This window comes from Calothrix sp. PCC 6303, assembly GCF_000317435.1.
Classification (GTDB): Bacteria; Cyanobacteriota; Cyanobacteriia; order Cyanobacteriales; family Nostocaceae; genus PCC-6303.
The window spans coordinates 1,577,127-1,598,254 of record NC_019751.1 but is presented as its reverse complement, the minus strand read 5'-3'; the positions used below and the strand labels follow the sequence as shown (position 1 = coordinate 1,598,254).

Sequence of the window (21,128 nt, the reverse complement as noted above, 5' to 3'; positions counted from 1 at the left end):
ACTCGTAAAATTCAAGTAAGACAGTATTAAGAATCAGCCAAAGGTTATTAAGTATACAGAAAATTGCGTAGGCGATTAATACTGGTTTCAAGCTTTTGAGAAAAGTTAATATATATTGTTTTATCGTGCCAAATTACTTAGATAGCAAAAGTGAGACAATTAAAAAAACTCAAAAATATTTGAGAGGTAAAAATGTCACCAACTTCAATTGCAGAAATTAAAAATATAGATCATCTCGGAATAGTAGCTGGGCTAATTGATGAAATAGGAATAGTTGAAACAATTAATTCCAAATTAGGAGTAGACTCCCGTGAGAAGATTACAGCAGGAGTATTGGTAAAAGCTGTTTTAATCAATGGATTAGGATTTGTATCAAGACCTTTATATTTATTCAAGCAGTTTTTTGATGATAAAGCAATTGAATTATTATTGGGAGAAGGTGTAGAAAGTAATTATCTCAACGACGATAAAATTGGAAGAGTCATGGATGATTTATATAAATATGGATTGAATAATTTATTTATAGAAATTGTCCTATCAGTAATTAAGAAATTTAAAATAGATACAAAATACTCACATTTAGATGCAACTTCATTTCATTTACACGGGAAGTATAAAAGAGAAATGAATCAAGAAAAAGAAGAAGAAATCACTAAAGAAAGACCAATATTCATAACCAAAGGATATTCTCGTGACCATAGACCAGATTTAAAGCAATGTGTTTTAGATTTAATCACGAGTAGTGATGGAGATATACCATTATTAATGAGAGCAGGAGATGGGAACGAAGCAGATAAAGCAGTATTTGGAAAAATCTTAATAGAATTTAAAAAACAAATAGTTTTTGACAGTATTATGGTCTGTGACAGCGCATTATATAGCCAAGAGAATCTCAAATTAATTGAGAATTTAAAATGGATAAGTCGAGTGCCGATGACGATTAAGAAAGCACAAGAATTAGTTCAGTCTGTAAATACAGAGGAGATGGAAGAGATAGAGGAGATAGAAACAGAAGAAAAGGAGATAGAAACGGAAGAAAAGAAGAAAAAGACATATCAAGATTTAGACGGATACAAGTGGAAAGAAGAAATAGTTAATTATGGTGGTATTAAACAAATTTGGCTAATAGTAGAAAGTCAAAAAAGAAAAGATAGCGATTTAGAAAAGCTAGATAAAAAGCTAATAAAAGAAAAAGATAAAGTTGAAAAGTTGCTTAAAGAGTTAAAAAGAGAAGATTTTGAAACTCCAGAGCAAGCACGATATAAACTAAAAGGTATCAATAAAAAGCTAAAATTCCATGAAATTAAAGAAGCTAATTTTATTGAAAGTAAATCAAAAAATAATAAAACTATTTATAAAATGGAAGGAGTAAGTTATGAAAAACCCGAAGAAATAGAAATACAAAGAAAGGAAGCTGGAAGGTTTATTTTAGCAACTAACCTAGTTAATGACGACGATAAATTAAAACCAGAAGAAATTATTACGACTTATAAAAATCAACAGTCTTGTGAACGAGGATTTAGATTTCTAAAAGACCCCTTGTTTTTTGCAGATAGTTTTTTTCTTGAAAACCCTGAAAGAATCGAAACTATGCTATTTTTAATGTCTTTATGTTTGCTAGTCTATAACCTTGGTCAAAGGGAACTGAGAAATAGCTTAAAAAGAATCAAAATCGGAATCAAGAATCAATTAGGAAAACTAACTTTATCTCCGACATTAAGATGGGTATTTCAATGTTTTCAAGGAATTCATTTTTTAATGTTAGATGGTCTTAATCAAATTGTTAATTTAACATCAGAACGTCATTTTATTTTGAGTTGTCTGCCCTCATCTTGTCAAAAATATTATTTACTTTCTTAACTTAAACAAGATTTGGACAGGAAATAAAAATTTATTGAAATTTCAAGGAGCAGTAATTGCTCCTCAAATTTTTAGTGCTTACGTAATCTATTTTATGGGTCAATCTTTTTGTCTTTGATTATTTATTTTTAAAAGTATATTCATTCAGCATTCTATTTCTTCATCATCCTGACTTTTTACTTTTTCCTTACTTGTAATCTTTTTGTACTTCAAATTGAAGTGCGGAATGTGGGTTTCAACACATCTCCAAAAGGAGGATATAACAGAGCATTTCCTAAGAAATCTGCTCGCATGGTTGCAACTAGCACATGGTTATATTGGGACTGATGAGGAGAGGATTGAAAACTGGCTAATAAACTATCTAGAAAACTATGGCGAACTTTATGATCCGCGCATAAAGTGTAAATTTCTTCAAATTGATCGGCAATCAGCAAAACCCGATGTGTAGGGTGATTTTGGTGAATCTGGGCAAATACATCAGCAAGAGTAATTTCACCCTCGCCAAGAGCTTGTGACAACTTACGAGCTTGGATGATTTTATCAGTATTATCGAGATTTTGCGTGTAAAGGGGAACTAGCGCCAAAGCCAGAGCATGGAAAGGCTCGGAACCAGGACGGAAGTGAGTAAATAACCAGTGACCTTCATTTTGGAGCTTTGGCACTAATCCCGCCAATACCACCGAAGATTTACCGCTTCCCGACGCACCCAATACGGGTATCAAATTGCGGTTTTGAGTCGCCGCGAAAAGTTCTTCGACAAATATCTCACGTCCAAAGAAAAACTCCGCGTCATCGGGGCCAAAGTGAAACAAACCGCGATAAGGACAGGGAAGATTTTCATCAGCAGCAACTGTAGATTCAATCGGTACTACTGTTGTATCTTCACGATAATAGTAATTAGTGATGGTAATAGTAGCAGTATTGCCAGTACCAGTCTGAATGGCACTGCTGTCAGCACTCCCTCCAACTTTGACGCTGCGGTTTTCTTCTGTCATCCCACCCTCTGTTATGGATTCTGCTCACTCCAAATCAACTCATCTGATTTAATAAGTCGCACTAGATATATAAGTAAAATCAACATAAGTATTTAAAGGATAATTCAAAACAAACATCTGTAATTACGCAAGAATCCGCAAATTTAAACAAAATCCTGCTCTAGCTCATAATTAGTCAAGCAGAATTAATTACACAATGTCATTGCGAATGCTTGTGGTGAATGTAAATATTTTGACTACTTATTTACGAATAAATATTGAAAAATAAATCGCTAGCACTATTGCGCTCGTTATAGGTGCTACCACACCAAGGATTTTATATACCGCTCCACTCGCTTAATATATATTCCCAACTATGCTCAAAATGCGATCGCATTATTTCTGTAATATTAAGCGATCGCCTCACTAGCTATTGTCAGCGAGGCATGACACCCAAGAATTGTTATGCCAAATGGGAAGTCAATCATGAGGCGATCGCAGACGAAAATGGTATTACGGGTAAGGAATTGTTTGATCAATTAGTACAATTTTAACGCCAGCATAATATGAATAAGTTGCAAAATAATTTACCCACACTATCTCAACTAATTCTTATAGTTGTCTGTAGCGAGGGTTTAGTGTGAGGACAATGGAATATGTGTTAAGCGATCGCATTCCCTAACCAGACTTCTGACGCTTCGCCATTTTCGTAAAACTCAAACAACAATGGGGACATTCCCCGTCACCCAATCCGCAGGAATAGGGAAAGGAGTTCCACAATTTTTACACTTTGTCGATAACTGAACAATCATTTAAAGGCGACAAAGCTTAATATAGGTGGCACGAATATTTCTAGCCCTCATAAAAAACCTCGAAATAGGGAATTAACGGCTGAACAAAAAGACGAAAATAAAGTATTTTCTAGTAATCGAGTTTTTGTCGAACATATAATTAGAGTCATCAAGATTTTTCGTGTAGCATCAGAGAGATTTCGTCTTCATTCAAATACATATTAAAAGGTAATTTTTACTGTTTGTGGTCTAGTTAGACTAAGAATTGGTTCCCTAATTTTGCCAGGTTCATCCTAGTTCTTAAAAATATGTGTGTGATGAATTAACTATCGAAGTTTTTCTGGGCTATACTATCATAAATTATCTCTAGCCCTCATTATTCAGTTGACTCTGGCTTTTCCGGAAAATTAGACCAGAGAAATCAAGAAGTAGCACAGAGAAGGCAACAAGTTGAAACGTTAAAAAAGAGCGTAGAATCTCTAAAAAAATCAGCGACGCGATCGCAGGGAGATAGAGAAAAAGCGCAACAAGCAGCACAGCAAGCTCAAACAAAACTTAAAGAAGCAGAAAAAAGTCTAGAAATTGCTGTTAATCAGCTAGAAGAAACCAAGCAAGAACAGCAAGTAGCATTACGAGAAAGGCAAGTAGCCCTACAAGAAAGGAAAATTGCAATTGAGCAATCTCAACAAGCAAAACAGCAAAACCAAGAAGCGAAAAAACAAGCACAAACAGCCGAAACGCAACGAGAAGAAGCAGAACAACAACGCAAAAATGCCCTGACAGCTACCCGATTAGAACAAGTGGGAATCAGAACATTGCGTCAGTTCTATGTAGGAGGGCAAATTGAGAATTTGCTGGAAATAATGCGGGCTGGAAGAGAGTTGAAAGGTTTGGTGAAAAGTAAACAGTCTTTGGCTGATTATCCGGCTTACAGTCCAGTGTTTAGTTTACAAGAGATTTTGTTAAACATTCGTGAATGGAATCAGTTAGAGGGGCATAATAAAGTTAACAGCGTCGCCTTTAGTCCCGACAGAAAAATGCTAGCTGTCGGTTCTGATGGCAGTATCAAATTATGGAATTTGACCACGGGTAAAGAAATTGCCTCCCTGACGACTGGAAATAAATCTGAGATTAACAGCGTCATGTTTAGTCCCGACGGCACAACCTTAGCTTCTGCAAGTGAGGATACAACCATTAAATTGTGGAATGTCGCCAAGGGTAAAGAAATTACATCCCTGACTGGACATGAAGAAAGTGTCCAGAGTGTTGTGTTTAGTCCCGATGGCACAACCTTAGCTTCTGGAAGTAAGGATACAACCATTAAATTGTGGAATGTCGCCAAGGGTAAAGAAATTACATCCCTGACTGGACATGAAGAAAGCGTCCAGAGTGTTGTGTTTAGTCCCGACGGCAAAACCCTAGCTTCTGCAAGTTGGGACAAAACCATTAAATTGTGGAATGTCGCCACAGGTAAAAAAATTGCCTCCCTGACTGGGCATCAAATAAATGTTGACAGCGTTGCGTTTAGTCTTGACGGCACAACCTTAGCTTCTGCTAGTTCTGATGGCAGTATCAAATTATGGAATTTAGCCACTGGTAAAGAAATTGCCTCCCTGACTGGACATGAAGAAAGCGTCCAGAGTGTTGTATTTAGTCCCGACGGCAAAACCCTAGCTTCTGCAAGTTGGGACAAAACCATCAAATTATGGAATGTCTTAACAGGTAAAGACATTCCCTCCCTAACTGGACATCAAGATTATGTCTACAGCGTTGCATTTAGTCCTGACGGCAAAATGTTAGCTTCTGGAAGTGGGGATAGTACAATCAAATTATGGAATGTCTTAACAGGGAAGGAAATTACTTCCCTAATTGGGCATCAAACAAGGGTCGAAAGTGTTGTCTTTAGTCCCGATGGCAAAACCCTAGCTTCTGCAAGTTTGGACAACAGCATCAAATTGTGGAATGTCGCCACGGGTAAAGAAACTGTCTCTCTCACTGGACATCGACAAACAGTCGAAAGCGTCGTTTTTAGTCCCGATGGCAAAACCTTAGCTTCTGCAAGTTCGGACAAAACTATCAAATTGTGGAATGTCGCCACGGGTAAAGAAACTGCTTCTCTCACTGGGCATCAAGAAACAGTCGGAAGCGTTGTCTTTAGTCCTGATGGCAAAACCTTAGCTTCTGCTAGTGTGGACAAAACTATCAAATTGTGGAATGTCACCACGGGTAAAGAAACTGCCTCTCTGGCTGGGCATCAAGGTTACGTCTACAGCGTCGCTTTTAGCCCCGACGGCAAAACCTTAGCTTCTGGGAGTAGAGACAAAACCATCAAATTATGGAATGTCACCACGGGCAAAGAAATTTACTCCCTTACTGGACATCAAGAAGGTGGGAGAAGCGTCACTTTTAGTCCTGATGGCAAAACTTTAGCTTCTGCAAGTTGGGACAAAACCATCAAATTATGGAATGTCGCTACGGGTAAAGAAATTGCCTCTCTAACTGGACATCAAGATTGGGTCAGCAGTGTCGTGTTTAGTCCCGATGGCAAAACCCTAGCTTCTGGAAGTGGGGACAAAACCATCAAATTGTGGAGTTTAGATTTAGATGATTTACTAGCGCAGGGTTGCAACTATCTCAAAGATTACCTCGCTACCCGTGATGAGTTGCGTCAGGAAATTTGTCCAAATAAATGAGGAAAGAAAGGGGAAAAGGTTAAGGGTTTGTGGGAGGATGCGATCGCGGCTTCGTAGTTTTGCGAATTGTGCGATCGCGTTTTGGTTGTTTGGGTTGGAGTGCGATCGCTTTTATTGGGGTTTGTGGGATTAGTGCGATCGCAGTTATGAGGGTTTGGGTTGGAGTGCGATCGCTTGTGCGACGAAAGTGGTTCGCGTTGATTGGATTTGTGGGGAAGTGCGAAGCTTGCGCGACGAGAGTGCGATCGCATTCCTAACCAGACTTCTGACGCTTCGCCATCTTTGTAAAACTCAAACAGCAATGGGGACATTCACCCCTCACCCAATCCGCAGGAATTGGAAAAGGAGTTCCGCAATTTTTGCACTTTGTCGATAACGGTAACTGATGGCGATCGCATACCATCACATCCTTAAACTGCCATTCAATACGATGATGAGGAGATTCTGCATAGCAAGCAGCACACAGCCGAATTGGTCGAGGTTTCATCGTCATACCCTTAGGTGGTAGCATTTGCCTCAGTCTTTCAACCTCCACCTCAATAACCTTTGCTAACGCTTCTAATTCTGTTTCGCTAGGAAATGGGTTCAGGTAGAGCTTCTCCCATCGCGTCGTAACGGCACCAATACCAGCAATTTTACCTAAAGAGTATCCTGAAGGAAGACTATTAGCCTTAAATCGACGTACACGACCTAAATAGTGACTAATACTTTCACATTCATATGGCTCAACAAAGCCTAATCTGGGTAGAATTTCATCACCCTTATTAATTTCCTTATTACTTATTATTTCTCTTTTCGGGAGGTATATATCTTCTGCCATACCGATTAGCTATTTTTTCTAAAATGTTTTGATCAATTTTGCTAAAGCCGTTTTTGAGAGAATGTAAAACCGCCTTCGTTAATATCTTCACCAGTAATCCTATTCGCGCACCTGTACTTTCCGCTAAAAGCTCGAATATAATCCCCTCAGATAAATTAGAAGCTTCAGGCAGAGCTAAAATATCAAATTCGATTGTATTTAATGTTTTTTTAAAATCATTTTCGTCCAAGCCGTCAAATTCATACAGCGTTGGAAAGCAAGTTAATAAATCAAATTCGTCCAAGATTGTATCTAACTCTTGTCCTCCGATTAAGACAATGGGAACATGGCATTCGTCAAAAAGTTGCTTAAGGTCTAGTAGTGCTTCCTTTTGAAGATTTTCTGCATTGTCAATAATGACCTGTTCAAAACCAAATACTTCAAGGCTTCCAGCCAATCTTGGGCGTAAATCATCTCGCTTACCCATTGGTGCTGCGTGTTTAATATCCTTAAGGATTTGCGAAAACAAACGCTTGGAACTTGATGCTGACCAAGCTCTTACATACGAAATTCGTTTTTGATCCTGCCCTTGATAGTGAAGAGAGGCTCGGCTTTTACCAACATCTCGCGGACCAATTACTCGCCCACATTGTCTAAGTATCCGTAGTTCATCTAGCCATCTTAAATATTCTGAAGAGCGATCGGTAGGTATAAAGTAATTACTGAATATCTCCTCAACTTCAACGACTTTAGCAAGTTGAGCATTTAAATCTAGCTGAGGAACTAGGACTTCGACAGAGGACTGAATTGCGAGTTGCGATCGTGCCATAGTTTACCAAATCTTTTTCAAATGTTGTTTACGGCTAGAAATAACCAATTTGTGTCTTTCCTGTGGTGGAGTCTCTGCTTTATCTAAAATTTCTAGTTGCGGCTCTATTTTCTCAACCTTTAGTTCTTCCCTTGAAACTCTCTCTGGCAATAATTCAATTTTCTCATCTTTCTCATCTTTATTTGAAGAACTTGAAGCTCTATTTTGTCGTAGTTCAACGACATTTGAATTTTTCTTAGAAGCAGCCCGTAGACGCTTTTGCTCTGCTTGTCTTTTTTCTTTCTTGCCCTGTTTGCGTTCTTCCACAAGCTCCTTTCGTTTGCTTAATGCCAACAACGCATCGTAATTAGAGTGTTCTCTACGAGCTTTGCTCCGCTCCTTATTAAGACTTTTTAATTCTTCTAAACTTAAGTCTTGAGTGTCCATGTTTATTGCATGAACATAGCCTAAGAAATTTTCCAGTTCATCATTTACATCGTAGCTATAAACATATAATGTCAAAATATGGTCTGGATCATATCTCAACGTTACATATTCACCTTTATGTGCATTGAGTGATTCTCCTCGATAAACCAAATTTTCAAACTGGATAGAGCCATGAGCTTGGACAACTCGTTGAGCTTCTTTCATCAAGCAAATATCCAATTCTCTTTCGTTTAAAGGTTCAGGCAGTTTTTCTCCCATACCCTTAAACCAGCGTTCAAATCTTGTAATGCGAGTATCTTTTGGATAAGGCTCGTGGTTATAAATGTCACAAAAGAAACTAGCTAAAATCTTGTCCAAGTCATGTATACTCAAACAAGCTTCTTTCTCTGCGTTTTCGGGTCGTTCTTGAACATTCGGTCCTGTGTAGCCCGGTAAGTCCTTTAGAACTTGAGTATTAATTGTATTGAAAATTCGCTCTACAATGCCACCTTGGATTGGGCGATCGCGTAATTCGCACTGAAATCCCAATTTCTTGCCAATAGCTTTTAGATGTTTTGAGCGAAAATCTTTTCCGCCATCAGTAAAAAAATATTGAAAAGGATGTCCGTATATTTTCCAAGGTTTACCAAGTTCATAATCATCGGGATACTGCTTGGGTAAGATAGCATGTCTTAGAGCAATAGCTACCTCAGCAGAACCAGGTTGTTTTATCCATAAGTGAAAACCGTTCACACAACTGGAAAAAGTATCTACAACAGTGGTGAGCCAAGGTCGTTCAGTTAATAATATACCGTCACTATCAACTATGCGAATATCCAACTTCGTATGATCGCATTGAATAATTTGGTTACTAAAATCAACCTTAAGTTGCTTTCCATCTCTCGTTTCAACTGTCATCCAAGACCCAGAACCTGGATTTCTAACTTTTTTCTTCCGTTCTTGCTGCTCAATTAATGGGTTTAAAATCCGATAGACAGTAGCTGGATGAGGATAATTTCCTTGTTCAAGCTTAAGGTCAACGATGGCATGTCGCTTGACTTCCCGAACTATAGATGCTGGCGATATTGGATGTTTATCTTTAAGGCTTTTTTCATAAGTCGTTTTTATAAATTCTTGCCAGTAGTCGCTGACTCGGTATTTTCCCTTATCAGAGCGTTGTAAACCTGATGTCTCTGATAGTCTGTCTTCATCGTATTGCTTAAGAAGACGCTCCACCTGTCGAGTTGAAACACCAAGAGTACTTGCAATTGCCTGCTTTCTTTGAGATTTAATGGTGCGATTTGGCGATTCCGCAAGCCATTGCATGAGATTAAATGTGAGTTTATGTTTATCTGACGTTTCCAGAATAATTTGGGATGGATCTATTACGAAATTATTCTCGCCAAGAAAAACAGCTTCAGGAAGTTGTGTAAATTTTTCTGTCAATTCAAATTTTTTGTCTGCCATTAGAGCAAAAACACTCATTAGAGTACCAATGTACCATGAATCGCTCAATAATACGACAAACAATTTGCGAAGTGACAAATTTTAATAAACGACATTCAATTTGCGAATATTTAGTTTGCGACATGGAATATGCGAATTAAGTAAATTCGTGGGCTTGATGTGCTAAGAGCATCAAACCTTTGTAAAATAGGGTTTATAGCAGTTAAATGCGGTTGCGACCTAACTTGCGAAAAGCGACATATAATGTGCGAATGTACAACATTCGCACATTAAATGCCGCTTTTTACTCATTTTTCAAATTTGAGTCGAATAAATTAGTTAATTTGATGATGACTAACTTTTCCTGGACTAAACAGTGGTATCCTGTAACTCCTATCAGCTATCTAGAACCCTCTCATCCCACTGCAATTACTTTGCTGGGTAAAAATCTGGTAATTTGGAGAGATAAGCAGCAAAAATGGGTGGCAATGGATGATGTTTGTCCCCATAAATTAGCGCAGTTATCTTTAGGAAGTATTGACAAAAATGGCAACATCATGTGTCGCCATCATGGTTGGTGTTTTGATGGGACAGGAACATGTACAAATATTCCCATGTTGAGCGATGAAAAGGCTTTAGAAACTGCTTGTAAAAGCGAGCGATCGCAAATTACCACATATCCGACTCAAGTATTACAAGGATTACTGTGGATATGGGCAGATAATAGTCCTACTGCTTTTGAGGATAGTAACTTAAAACAACCTGCACTAATGCCAGAATTTCAGCTTGATAGCTCTGCGACAGATTGGTTTATGTCAGAAGTTCCTGTTGGTTATACTGTCTCTTTTGAAAGTAGTTTTGACCCTTCTCATGCCCAATTTTTGCATAATGGGATTGCTGGATTTTCTCCCGAAAGAGCTATCCCCATGGAACATTTTGAAGTATCTGGAGAAATTTCTGCTGAAAATGGTTTTACTTTAAAGCATTCTGGTTACAATATTTTCAACAAGGATATGGATGCAACACGGCAGTTCACCCCACCTTGTTGTAATACAACAATCTACAAGTATTCTAACGGTAAATCTGCTTTATTTCAGTTATATTTTGTACCGACAGAACCAGGTTATTGTAAACACATTGGTAAGTTTATCACTGATACCTTTTCTCAAAAACGTAACTTCTGGTTTGAGCTACTGCCCAAATATTTACAAACCGGATTAAGACATTCATCTAGTTATAAGTTGAGTAACCAGGATTTATCAATGATGCATTCCCAAGCTATGAATGAATCATTGGAAGATAAACCTTGGCAAAAGTCATATTTTATGCCCTCATTAGCTGATATTGGCATCGTTACTTTTCGCAAATGGTTAGATGAATTTGCTGGTGGTAAACCTGCATGGCAAGGAATGAAAGAAGTACCTTTTCAAGAATTAAGTGACGAGCAGTTATATGATATTTGGCATAGACATACAAAACACTGCCCTAGTTGTCGGCAATCTCTAGTATTGATAGATAAAGTTAAAGATTATTGTCAGAATTTTACCGCAGTGTTGGCGATTTTAGGGTTGTTATTAATAGTTGTTAATTTACCGATAAAAATAGTTTTACTACCTGTTTTATTAAGCATATTGAGCTTAGGTTGCTCCTATAAACTCGGTTTAATGAGGGAAAGATTTATTAGCAGTGTTCCCAGAAAAGGTTTACCCGTGGTTGATTTATATAAATAGGGAAGCCGATTTATGAAATTATAGTATCAAAAAAATAGATAATTAATCGTTGATGTCATTGTAGTAACAACAAGTAATTAAGTGAGCATATGAGTATAAATTTAATAGAAGCTCAGAATGAAAGTTGGAGTAATTTTTGTAAATATCATGTTGGTGATTGGCATGGAAACTGGACTACATTTTCTTCAGAAGGTCAATTAACTAACTCTATTCAATGTATTAGAAGTTTTCGCCTCAATGAAGATGGTACTGAAATTCAACATCACAATCACTACACTTATGAAGATGGGAAAAAAGAATCGAAACTCTATGGTAATTATAATAAGTCAACGCTCAGAAGCCTATTTTTAAAAAACTGCTTTTCCTGGGGACTGAAACAAGTCGATTCAGGAACAAAATTCTTTTTTGAGACTGGTTTTAGATATGAGCAAAGACGAATAAGTGTAGTCGGGATTTATAAAAATGGTATTTCTATAGATTCAGTATTAGTCATTTCCGAACATATTGCAGATTTTCCAGATAAACCTACTTCAACTGTAAAACAAATTACTGGGATTAACTGGAATGGAATTAGTAAAACAATTACAGATGATTACCAAGTATCTTCCTCAGAAGAAAAAATATGGACAGCACTAGAAAGTTTAGGAATTGATTACTTTACCATGCACTTTTCTGATGGTATTTCAATTAGCTGTCCCCAAGTTATAGAAAAAGGGCAACATTTCTTAACGGTAATTGATTGGCAAGTATTACCTACTTTTTGGCAACGTGGTATCCGAAAATATGATCAATCTGGATTCTCAAGTCTGACTTTAGAGGAATTTCATAAACCCCAATAAATAGGAATTGAATACAATACGTTGCTATTTTTATCACGTATTACAACAACTTATCCGGTTTAATTGCTAAATCACGAATATGCTTACCTGTAGCATACTAAACAGTATTAGCGATCGCAAATTCTCGCGCAGTTACTAAAGGACTTCCAACAAAATAATTCCCCAATAGATGCATTGCTGGAACAGGCTTCTAGCCTCTTTTATGCAGGCTAGAAGCCCAGTTGACTTTATTTGTAGCTACATACTTACTGCTTGTTAATTGACATATTCTTCACTGGTTAGGTGCATTTAAAAAGACTGGGTTATGGACAACACCAGTCTTTTTGCTGTTCTGAAAAAATATTAGCCTTTGTGCAATCAGCTAATTACCGTTAGCTACAACTTGTTGACATTTGTCAAGGTAATTTTCCACCTCTGAATGCTGGGGAAATAACCGTTTGACTAACTCAAATTTCCGTAATGCTTGGCTGTATTCACCTCGACTGTACAATTGTAATCCTTCGCGGTATGTCTGATTTACCAATCCCTGTTGATTACTAATATTGGCAGAGTCGAGAAACTCTTGGATGGTATCACTGGTGAAAATAAAGGTAAAATTATCATCAGGACCAAAGGTGACTAAACCGATAACTTCTCCGTTATCATTGAGAACGGGACCACCGGAGTTCCCTTTAGGTACAGGGGCAGTAATTTGGAGAATTGGTGTACCATCTTTCAGGTTTTTCTTAGCCGAAATTTGACCACGAGTAAAACTAGCTTCGTAGAAGGATTCTTCGTTAAATACAGGAATTGTTTCAACTAATCCCGGATATCCCACCACGGTTACAGAGTCTAAGAGTTTGACTTGGTTGGATTCGGCAAGTTTGAGAACTGGTGCATTAATTAGATTAACTTTGATGATGGAAACATCCTTACCTTCACCTGCAACTGCACCAAAATTAATAATTTCAAAAGGTAGCTGTTCTTGATTTGGTAAATATACTAATTGAATTGGTTTGGTTTCAATCCACTTTAATTCGGCTTCGACATTTTCTAATGTTTCTCCGTCAGCTTCAAGTTTTGCAGCTAAATCTGCTCGAAGAATTTGCTGGCAATCCTCTGGGTTGGTAACATGGGCGTTGGTAGCAGCGTAACCATTGGGATTTACAAAGAATCCAGAACCATGACCTGTGATTTTTTCCAACTCATAGATTTTACCAGTATTGGGTGAGTAAACTTTGGCTTTGCAACCAACAACTACCCGCACGACTGATGGTTTAACATCTTCTGCGACTAAATTGGCTTGTGTGAGTTGTTGTGTTTGGCTGAAATTGGTTTGTAAAGGTTGTGAAGTTTGGGATTTGGCTGGTGCGATGGGTAATGTAGCCGAAAGTAAAGCAGAGATAACTAGGGCAGATTTGAATTGATTCTGGATTTTAGACAGCATGGTTTTGTTTCCCTGATTGTTAGGAAGGCTAAAAAATGAGTAATAAGTCATGAGTCAGTTTTGTAATGGGGATTTAGCGCAAACTTAACGGGGGCTTCTGCCTCCGTTAAAGTTTGCAAGACAGATCCCGACACAGAAGATGTTGCTTAAATCCCAAAGTTGGTTAAATAGGGTTTTGGATGGAATTGGGATTTATTTATGAAGCGGTAAGTTAATATTTTTGTGGCTTGAGAAGATATCAAAGGAGCAAAGTTACATAATACATAAATGTAATAAATACAGAACATTTGTCTCTTCGCTCCTTTGTTGGCGTAATGATTTAGTTTTACTGACCAAATGCACCGATACCGTAGTAACAATTTCTGGTATCGCAACTAGCCATATCTACACGGATTCGATAGGTTCCACTGCGAGAAGGATTTATGGTGATAGTAGGAATATCATCATTTCCCAAATCAGAAGCAACACGATTTCCTCGGCTATCATAGAGAGAAATATCTAAATCTCGACAATCACTATCACACACGCCAACTATGCCGTATGATGTACCTGCACGTAGATTTAATGTAATATAGTCAGAGCGACCGTGGTCGAGTACATCTATAAAAGGATCATGAGTTAAACTGTAGCCTTCCAAGCCGACTCTAATCGCAGCTGCCATTAATTGGGTACGAACTTGACCACTATATTCAGCGTCATCTGCGCGAACTGGGGTAACTGCAACGAAAAGAGAACCATAAATAGCGGTAATTCCAGCGACGGTTCCGAATAATGTAGCCTGAAGTTTTTTGTGTAACATTGAATTGCCTGTTGAACTCGATAACTTTAGTTTCCTAAACTGAAACTTGAGTACAAGCGGGCGTTATAATTTTATTTGAATTGATTTAATTGAGTAAATTGTCTTTTGAATATTGGGTATTTTTTTACTTTGAGTATTCTAAGTCTTGTTAATGACTGCAAAAATATTGACGGTATAACTGGCATCTGGGTGTGACTTCGTTACCATGTAAATGTACTAATCCCATGCTGTGTAACTTGAATCTGATGGCAGTTGGCAGATTTACCGGATTATCGCTGCTAGCAACTTCCTGCATTGCTGTCTGTAATTCTGGTTGTTGCTGCAAAATCTCTTCTAGATGTTGCAGGTGTCTACTATATATACCTTGTGCTGTGGCTGCGGTTTGCAAAAATTCAGCTAAATTGATTTCTTGCCGAGCAATTTTATACAGAGCTAAACGCACTAAAAAAGGGTGTCCTGACACCAATCCCATCAACTTTTCTACCTCTGTATCGCTCCAATTGAGTTGATGACGTTGGGTTAAATCTTTTACTTGTTCGTGGGTAAATTCTGGTAAATCTAATGCCAAACCGACATTAAAGGGTGACTGATTGATATCTACTGGTCCGTAAGCGTAGACTTCGGTGGAATATGCTAATACTAGCCGCAGTTGTTTCCAAATATCCCGACGTTTGGCTTCTTCGTGGACAGCACGCAATAATCCGAAAAAATCCTTGTAGATTTTGGGATATGCAAATAATCTATCGACTGCTTCTAAACCTAAAACTAAGGGTTGGTTGATTTCTGGGAATAAGTAGCGCTCAAAGTAATTTTTACATGTTTTCATGTAACCAAAGCGCTGTCCCGTTTTCCAATGTTCGTCCAGTTGTTGCAGCAATTTTTCGAGTAATTCTCGATTATTTCCCGCTACTCCTTCGGCGACAGTATCACAAAACCAGTGGATAAATTTGTTAAAGTCGCTGAAAAATTCTTCTTCTACTAATTGAAAATCGATTTCTACTGTTCTGTTGCCTTGGTTTTCTGCTTCCTGGAGAATCCGCGCTAGGAGTGAAGATTTTCCCATGTGTTGCGGTGCTTTGATGCGGATGAGGGAACCAGGTTTTTTGATTTCTTCGTAACAGCGCTGTTCGATGGGAGAACGTTCTACGTAGAAGGGAGAATTTAATGGTACTTGCCCTTCTGGATATTCGAGTTCTGGTAATGGGGAAGATGAGGGGGGAGAATTATTTGTTTTTTGTGGTTTCTCTATTTGTGTTTTCTCTGTATATATATCTGCGAGTGCTTCAAAATCGGCGATTTCTTGGATGTCGAAGTTTAATAGGTTGCAAAATTCTAAAAAATTCAGGTAGTCAACTGGTTTGCCATTGAGAAAACTGTAAGCTGTGGATTGTCCTCGATTGATTCTCTCAGCTAAATCGATTTGACGGGTAAATCCTTTTTGTAAGGTTCTTTGCTTGACGAGGGTGATGCAATCTGGACGAACTCTGATTCCGCGTGGCATGGCTGAGTGACAAAAACACTACAAGGTTCAGCTTACAGGATCGGTATTTGTTTGGTAAAGTCAATTACGAGTCAATTGTGAGTCAATAGCAACTCAATACGTACTCAATATTCTGGAAATTAAACTCAAGATACCTGTAGGGTTTGTATAGCCGCAACAGCGTAATGCACAATAATCAAGGATTTGGTGCGTTACGAACTCCGTTCTAACTCACCCTACAATACTAGGAACAAGTGTAGGTTAATAAATAGCCACGTTGTAGGGATTTAGCAATGCTAAATCCCTACGAAAGATGTATTTTTTCTCTACTAGAAATTAAATTATGACGGGAGATTACGAGTATAAAGTTGGTGGCAGTTTAGAGGAGGATGCTCCTAGCTATGTAAGACGGCAAGCGGATTCTGACCTTTATTACGGATTGAAGGCAGGGGAGCTTTGTTATGTTTTTAACTCCCGGCAGATGGGGAAAACAAGCTTGTTGGTGCGAACAATGAAACGGCTGCAAGCGGATGGTTTTGCTTGTGCTGTAATTGATATTTCGGGGTTGGGTAGCCAGGATATTACTCTGGAACAGTGGTATGGAAGTATTGTTGATAGTTTATTGACCGAGCTTAATTTTGTTGAACCGGAAGATTTGGCTGTGTGGTGGGAGAAGTCAATTGAAATTACTCCGGTGCGACGTTTGGGTAAACTTTTTGATGAGTTATTGCTGCCAAATGTTAATCAAAATATTGTAATTTTTCTGGATGAAATTGATAGTATTCTCCGCTTAGATTTTCCGGCGGATGATTTTTTTGCTTTGATTAGAAGTTGCTACCAAAGACGTTCTTTTAAGGCTGAATATAAGCGTTTGACTTTTGCTTTGTTTGGGGTGGCAACACCTGCGGATTTAATTAAAGATGAGGAAAGAACCCCATTTAATATTGGCACAGCAATTCAACTTGATGGTTTTAGATTAGATGAAATTGCACCTCTAGCACAGGGTTTAGAGGGGAAGGTTGAGAATCCCCAAGCTGTGATGAGGGAAGTTTTAGCTTGGACGGGAGGACAACCTTTATTAACGCAAAAGGTTTGTAATTTGTTAATTCAGGATTTGAGGAACCCCACCCCCACGCTTGCGAGGAGGGGAGAAATAGGGGGAAACGAATGGGTGGAAGGGGTGGTGAGGAGTGGGATTATTGAAAATTGGGAATCTCAAGATGAGCAAGAGCATTTAAAGACGATTAGGGATAGGTTACTGGTTAACGAGCAAATTGCTGTGGCTTTGTTGGGGTTATATCAGCAGATTTTACAAAAGGGAGAGATTGCTGTTGATGGTAGTTTTGAGCAGATGCGATCGCGTTTGACTGGTTTGGTGGTGCAGCAGCAGGGGAAATTAAGGGTTTATAACCAGATTTATGGGAATGTTTTTGATTTAATTTGGGTTGAGAATGAGCTAGGTAAATTACGTTTTTATGCTGATAAATTAAGGGCTTGGGTAGAGAGTAATTATCAAGATAATACTTGTTTATTGTGGGGAGAAGATTTAGAAAAATCTCGCGTTTGGGCGGATGGAAGAAAGTTAAGCGATGTTGATTATCGGTTTTTATCTGCGAGTTTAGAAGCTGAGTTAAATCAGAAGGTTGCGGAAGCGGAAGGGAAACAAAATCAGGCTTTCGAGGAAGAAAGGAAAGCTAATAAGCGTTTGGCAGAAGTGGAAAGGAAGACAAATCAAAAGATTCGTAATGGTTTGATTGTACTTACTTTATCTGTTTTTGGAGTTATTACAGCGTTAATTTTTGCTAGCAGCGCGGAACAGCGCCGAAGTGTTGCAACATCTCAATTTAACTCCACAAATTCGGAGCTAGATTCAAAAAAAATCGAACTAAGTAAAGCGAAAGAAAGTATTAAAACACTAACAAGACAACAAGAGGAAAGAGAAAAATTAATAGCAATAGCAAATAGTGAAAAAAAACAAGCAGAAACAGCCAAAAAACAATTAGAAATTAAGTCTAAACAAGCAAACTATAAGTTAAACGCTACTAATACAAAGTTACAAACCGCTAATCAGCAAGTTAAAGCAGCACAACAACTATTTTCAGAAGCGAATAATAAGGTGCAATCTGCGGAAGAAGAAGCTAAAAATGCGAAAGGAGAACAAAAAAATGCCAACAATTTAGCGCAACAAGCCAGGAATGAGCTTGCATCTGCAAAAAAAGGGTTAGAAGAGGCACAAAAAAAACAGCAGGAAGCAGAAAAGCAAGCACAAATAGCAGAGAAACAACAAAAAGAAGCACAGCAGCTACTAGCTAAAGCTAAGGTAGATTTGGAAATAGCTAGTAGAGGAGTAGAAAAATTAAATATAGCAGTGGTAGACATCCAACAAAAAATTGGTGAAAGCCGAGCTTTAGCAAGAAATTTAACTAATACTGGGGAGGTTTACAACAGTATTGGAGAAACAGAGCAAGCGTTGAAATTATTTAACGAAGCTCTACCAATTCAACGAGAAATTAGAGACTATATCGGACAAGGTAGAACACTTAGCAAAATCGGAACAATTTATAGCTATATTGGAGAACCTAAAAAAGCTTTGGAATTTTTTAACCAAGCTTTACCGCTCCAGCGTACAGCACTTGATCGTGCTGGAGAAGCAACCACATTGGATAATATTGGTGCAGTCTACCAAACTCTTGGAGAACGACAGAAAGCTTTGGAATTCTTCAATAAAGCTTTGTCTCTTCGTCGAGAAGTGGGTGATAAGGCAGGAGAAGCTACAACACTGGACAATGTTGGTAGTGTCTACCAAGCCCTTGGAGAATCACAAAAAGCTTTGCAATTCTTCAATCAAGCTTTGCCTCTTCGTCGAGAAGTGGGTGATAAGGCAGGAGAAGCTACCACATTGGATAATATTGGCACTGTTTACCAAACCCTCGGAAATCCACAAAAAGCTTTGGAATTCTTCAATCAAGCGTTGTCTCTTCGTCGAGCAGCAAGTAATCGTGTTGGAGAAGCTAACACGCTCAAAAATATTGCGAATCTCGAACGTAGTAGGGGAAATCTTAACAAATCCTTAACTCAGCTAAAAACTGCGATTAATATTAACGAAGATCTCAGCAAAAATTTTATTAATCCAGAGTTACGCGCTTACTATTTTTCTAGCGTTCAGGATAATTATGAATTATATACTGACCTGCTAATGCAGATGCATGTACAGCAACCATCTAAAGGTTATGATGCCCAAGCCTTAAGTGCTAATGAAAGAAGTCGTGCAATGAGCTTTATGGAATTTCTCACAGAATCTAATAGTAATATTCGTCAAGGTGCTAACCCTGAACTATTAGCACGCGAACGTAGTTTACAACAAGAAATTAGTGCTTTAGAAACACAACGACTAGAATTATCAAGTCGTCGGGACACAGAAAAACAAGTTACAGAAACTTCACAAAAAATTACATCTCTTTTGGAAGATTATAAACAACTCCAAACAAAAATTCGCATTAGTAGTCCCCGTTATGCTGCATTAAAGTACCCCAAGACTCTTTCTTTACAAGAAATTCAACAACAGGTATTGGATAATAATACTTTGCTCGTGGCATATTCCTTGGGTAAAGAACGAAGTTATCTTTGGGCAGTAAGTAAAACTAGTATTACAAGCTATCAGTTACCTAAGCGTTCTGATATCGAAGTAGCAACAAGTAATTTTCGTTACAGTTTAGGGCAACCTAATACAGCAGCCAATTTCGCCCAAGAAGACGGAAAAAAATTAAGTTCAATTATACTTTCTCCAGTAGCAAATCAACTTCAACAAAAACGATTACTTATTACTGCTGATGGCATTTTACAAACTATTCCCTTTGCCGCATTACCAATACCAAATAATAATGAGCAAGACTTTACTCCTTTATTAGTACAAAATGAAATTGTCAATGCACCCTCAGCATCCAGCATTGCAGTGTTAAGAAATCAACTTAAAGGACGTATCCCAGCGCCTAAAACTGTTGCAGTTATAGCTGACCCTGTATTTACAAGTGATGATCCTCGCTTAACAGGGAAAAGACCTGAAATAGCTCCGCAGTTAGATTTGCAATTCACAGGGAAAAGACCTGAAATAGCTCCGCAGTTAGATTTGCAATTCACACACTCAGGTTTTGCACGACTACCTTTTACACGCGAAGAGGCTGAGGAGATTCTTCGTCTTGTACCAGAGAATAAACGCTTCTCAGCATTTGATTTTGCCGCTAACTACGAAACAGTTACCAGTCCTAAATTAGCCAAGTATCAGATTATGCATTTTGCAACCCACGCTTTTGTGGACAGCCAAAATTTAGAGTTATCAGGCTTGGTATTGTCACAGTTTGATTCTAAAGGCAATCCAAAGCCTAGTTATTTAAGACTATTTGATATTTTCAATCTCAACTTATCAGCAGAATTGGTTGTTCTCAGTAGTTCTGATACTGGATTGGGCAAGGAAGTAAAAGGGCAAGGGATAGTAGGATTGACAAGGGGCTTTATGTATGCTGGTAGTCCAAGAGTTATCAGTAGTTTGTGGCAAGTCAGTGATCAAGGCACATCAGTCCTGATGGCTAGATTTTACAGAAAGATGCTGGTTGATGGCTTAAAACCTTCAGCAGCACTGAGAGCCGCACAATTAGATATGTTGAAAGAAGAAAAATGGAGAAATCCTTTTTATTGGGCAGCATTCACAATGCAAGGTGAGTGGAGATAAAAACTTTTATTAGGTTTTGGAATTTGTGCGATCGCGCAGCTAAACGAAGTTATCGCGTTTAGTAGGATTTGTAGGGATATGCGATCGCATTTATGGGGGTTGAGGGGAGACGCGATCGCGTTTGGTGGTTTGTAGGGATATGCGATCGCTTTTTAGTTGTTTGAGTTGGAGTGCGATCGCATTTAGTGGAGTTTGATGAGATGTGCGATCGCTTTTGGTATTTGGGGATGGCGATATACCGAAGGCATTAAGCTACCCTGCGGGAACGCTAAAAGCGAACGCTTATCGCGTTTGGTTTCGGGGATTGCATTGCGATCGCATAAATTTTAAC

16 protein-coding genes are annotated in these 21,128 nt (G+C 38.3%); 8 read left to right on the top strand and 8 right to left on the bottom strand.

The window, feature by feature from the left end:
- The first annotated feature begins 192 nt into the window (after positions 1-192).
- Positions 193-1,860 carry an IS1634 family transposase gene (locus CAL6303_RS06610; RefSeq protein ID WP_015173935.1) on the top strand — a complete coding sequence of 556 codons (1,668 nt, stop codon included), beginning with the start codon at positions 193-195 and terminating at the stop codon, positions 1,858-1,860.
- Between the two features lie 209 nt (positions 1,861-2,069).
- On the opposite strand, the gene CAL6303_RS06605 is transcribed toward CAL6303_RS06610, so the two are convergent.
- Positions 2,070-2,855: an ATP-binding protein gene (locus CAL6303_RS06605; protein ID WP_051036612.1), complete on the bottom strand. Its 786-nt coding sequence runs from the start codon at positions 2,853-2,855 to the stop codon at positions 2,070-2,072.
- A gap of 296 nt (positions 2,856-3,151) precedes the next feature.
- On the opposite strand from CAL6303_RS06605, the gene CAL6303_RS29795 reads away from it, so the two are divergent.
- The 3 genes from CAL6303_RS29795 (at position 3,152) to CAL6303_RS06600 (ending at position 6,318) form a co-directional block, all read left to right on the top strand.
- Positions 3,152-3,388 carry a hypothetical protein gene (locus tag CAL6303_RS29795; protein WP_144051010.1) on the top strand — a complete coding sequence of 79 codons (237 nt, stop codon included), beginning with the start codon at positions 3,152-3,154 and terminating at the stop codon, positions 3,386-3,388.
- Positions 3,389-3,634: 246 nt separating this feature from the next.
- Entirely contained in the window at positions 3,635-3,850 is a 216-nt protein-coding gene (locus tag CAL6303_RS29025; protein WP_083866360.1) for a transposase family protein, read from the top strand.
- Between the two features lie 575 nt (positions 3,851-4,425).
- On the top strand, positions 4,426-6,318 hold the full coding sequence (locus CAL6303_RS06600) for a WD40 repeat domain-containing protein (protein WP_015197073.1): 1,893 nt from the start codon (positions 4,426-4,428) through the stop codon (positions 6,316-6,318).
- Here CAL6303_RS06600 and CAL6303_RS06595 read toward each other — a convergent pair.
- From CAL6303_RS06595 to CAL6303_RS06580, 4 genes are read right to left on the bottom strand one after another with little or no spacing between them, the layout of a single operon-like run.
- Positions 6,294-6,629 carry a hypothetical protein gene (locus CAL6303_RS06595; protein WP_144051009.1) on the bottom strand — a complete coding sequence of 112 codons (336 nt, stop codon included), beginning with the start codon at positions 6,627-6,629 and terminating at the stop codon, positions 6,294-6,296. The genes CAL6303_RS06600 and CAL6303_RS06595 overlap by 25 nt on opposite strands.
- Positions 6,572-7,138 (bottom strand): TniQ family protein, encoded by a 567-nt coding sequence (locus CAL6303_RS06590; protein WP_015197072.1) that lies wholly within the window; start codon positions 7,136-7,138, stop codon positions 6,572-6,574. The genes CAL6303_RS06595 and CAL6303_RS06590 overlap by 58 nt, the downstream gene beginning before the upstream one ends.
- Positions 7,095-7,946, bottom strand: coding sequence for an AAA family ATPase (locus CAL6303_RS06585; RefSeq protein ID WP_015197071.1), 852 nt, complete (start codon positions 7,944-7,946; stop codon positions 7,095-7,097). The genes CAL6303_RS06590 and CAL6303_RS06585 overlap by 44 nt, the downstream gene beginning before the upstream one ends.
- 3 nt (positions 7,947-7,949) lie before the next feature.
- Positions 7,950-9,818 (bottom strand): Mu transposase C-terminal domain-containing protein, encoded by a 1,869-nt coding sequence (locus CAL6303_RS06580; RefSeq protein WP_041740314.1) that lies wholly within the window; start codon positions 9,816-9,818, stop codon positions 7,950-7,952.
- Between the two features lie 206 nt (positions 9,819-10,024).
- On the opposite strand from CAL6303_RS06580, the gene CAL6303_RS06575 reads away from it, so the two are divergent.
- Both CAL6303_RS06575 and CAL6303_RS06570 read left to right on the top strand, forming a co-directional pair.
- Positions 10,025-11,527, top strand: a complete 1,503-nt coding sequence (locus CAL6303_RS06575) for a Rieske 2Fe-2S domain-containing protein (RefSeq protein WP_015197069.1) — start codon at positions 10,025-10,027, stop codon at positions 11,525-11,527.
- A gap of 89 nt (positions 11,528-11,616) precedes the next feature.
- Complete coding sequence (locus tag CAL6303_RS06570) at positions 11,617-12,366, top strand: DUF3598 family protein (protein ID WP_015197068.1); 750 nt, start codon at positions 11,617-11,619, stop codon at positions 12,364-12,366.
- A gap of 361 nt (positions 12,367-12,727) precedes the next feature.
- Here the strand turns inward: CAL6303_RS06570 and CAL6303_RS06565 are convergent, their stop codons facing one another.
- The 3 genes from CAL6303_RS06565 to CAL6303_RS06555 all read right to left on the bottom strand — a co-directional run bounded on the left by CAL6303_RS06565 (position 12,728) and on the right by CAL6303_RS06555 (position 16,092).
- The gene (locus CAL6303_RS06565) at positions 12,728-13,792 is read right to left on the bottom strand and encodes a S1C family serine protease (RefSeq protein WP_015197067.1); all 1,065 of its coding nucleotides are present in this window, start codon (positions 13,790-13,792) and stop codon (positions 12,728-12,730) included.
- Positions 13,793-14,117: 325 nt separating this feature from the next.
- On the bottom strand, positions 14,118-14,591 hold the full coding sequence (locus tag CAL6303_RS06560; RefSeq protein WP_015197066.1) for a hypothetical protein: 474 nt from the start codon (positions 14,589-14,591) through the stop codon (positions 14,118-14,120).
- A gap of 148 nt (positions 14,592-14,739) precedes the next feature.
- A complete protein-coding gene (locus CAL6303_RS06555) occupies positions 14,740-16,092 on the bottom strand; it encodes an AAA-like domain-containing protein (RefSeq protein WP_015197065.1) in 1,353 nt (450 codons plus the stop codon).
- Positions 16,093-16,414: 322 nt separating this feature from the next.
- Between CAL6303_RS06555 and CAL6303_RS06550 the strand changes: the two genes are divergently transcribed.
- Positions 16,415-20,797, top strand: coding sequence for a CHAT domain-containing protein (locus CAL6303_RS06550; RefSeq protein ID WP_015197064.1), 4,383 nt, complete (start codon positions 16,415-16,417; stop codon positions 20,795-20,797).
- A 195-nt stretch (positions 20,798-20,992) separates the two neighbouring features.
- On the top strand, positions 20,993-21,127 hold the full coding sequence (locus CAL6303_RS31385) for a hypothetical protein (protein WP_255348448.1): 135 nt from the start codon (positions 20,993-20,995) through the stop codon (positions 21,125-21,127).
- The last annotated feature ends 1 nt before the right edge of the window (position 21,128 follow it).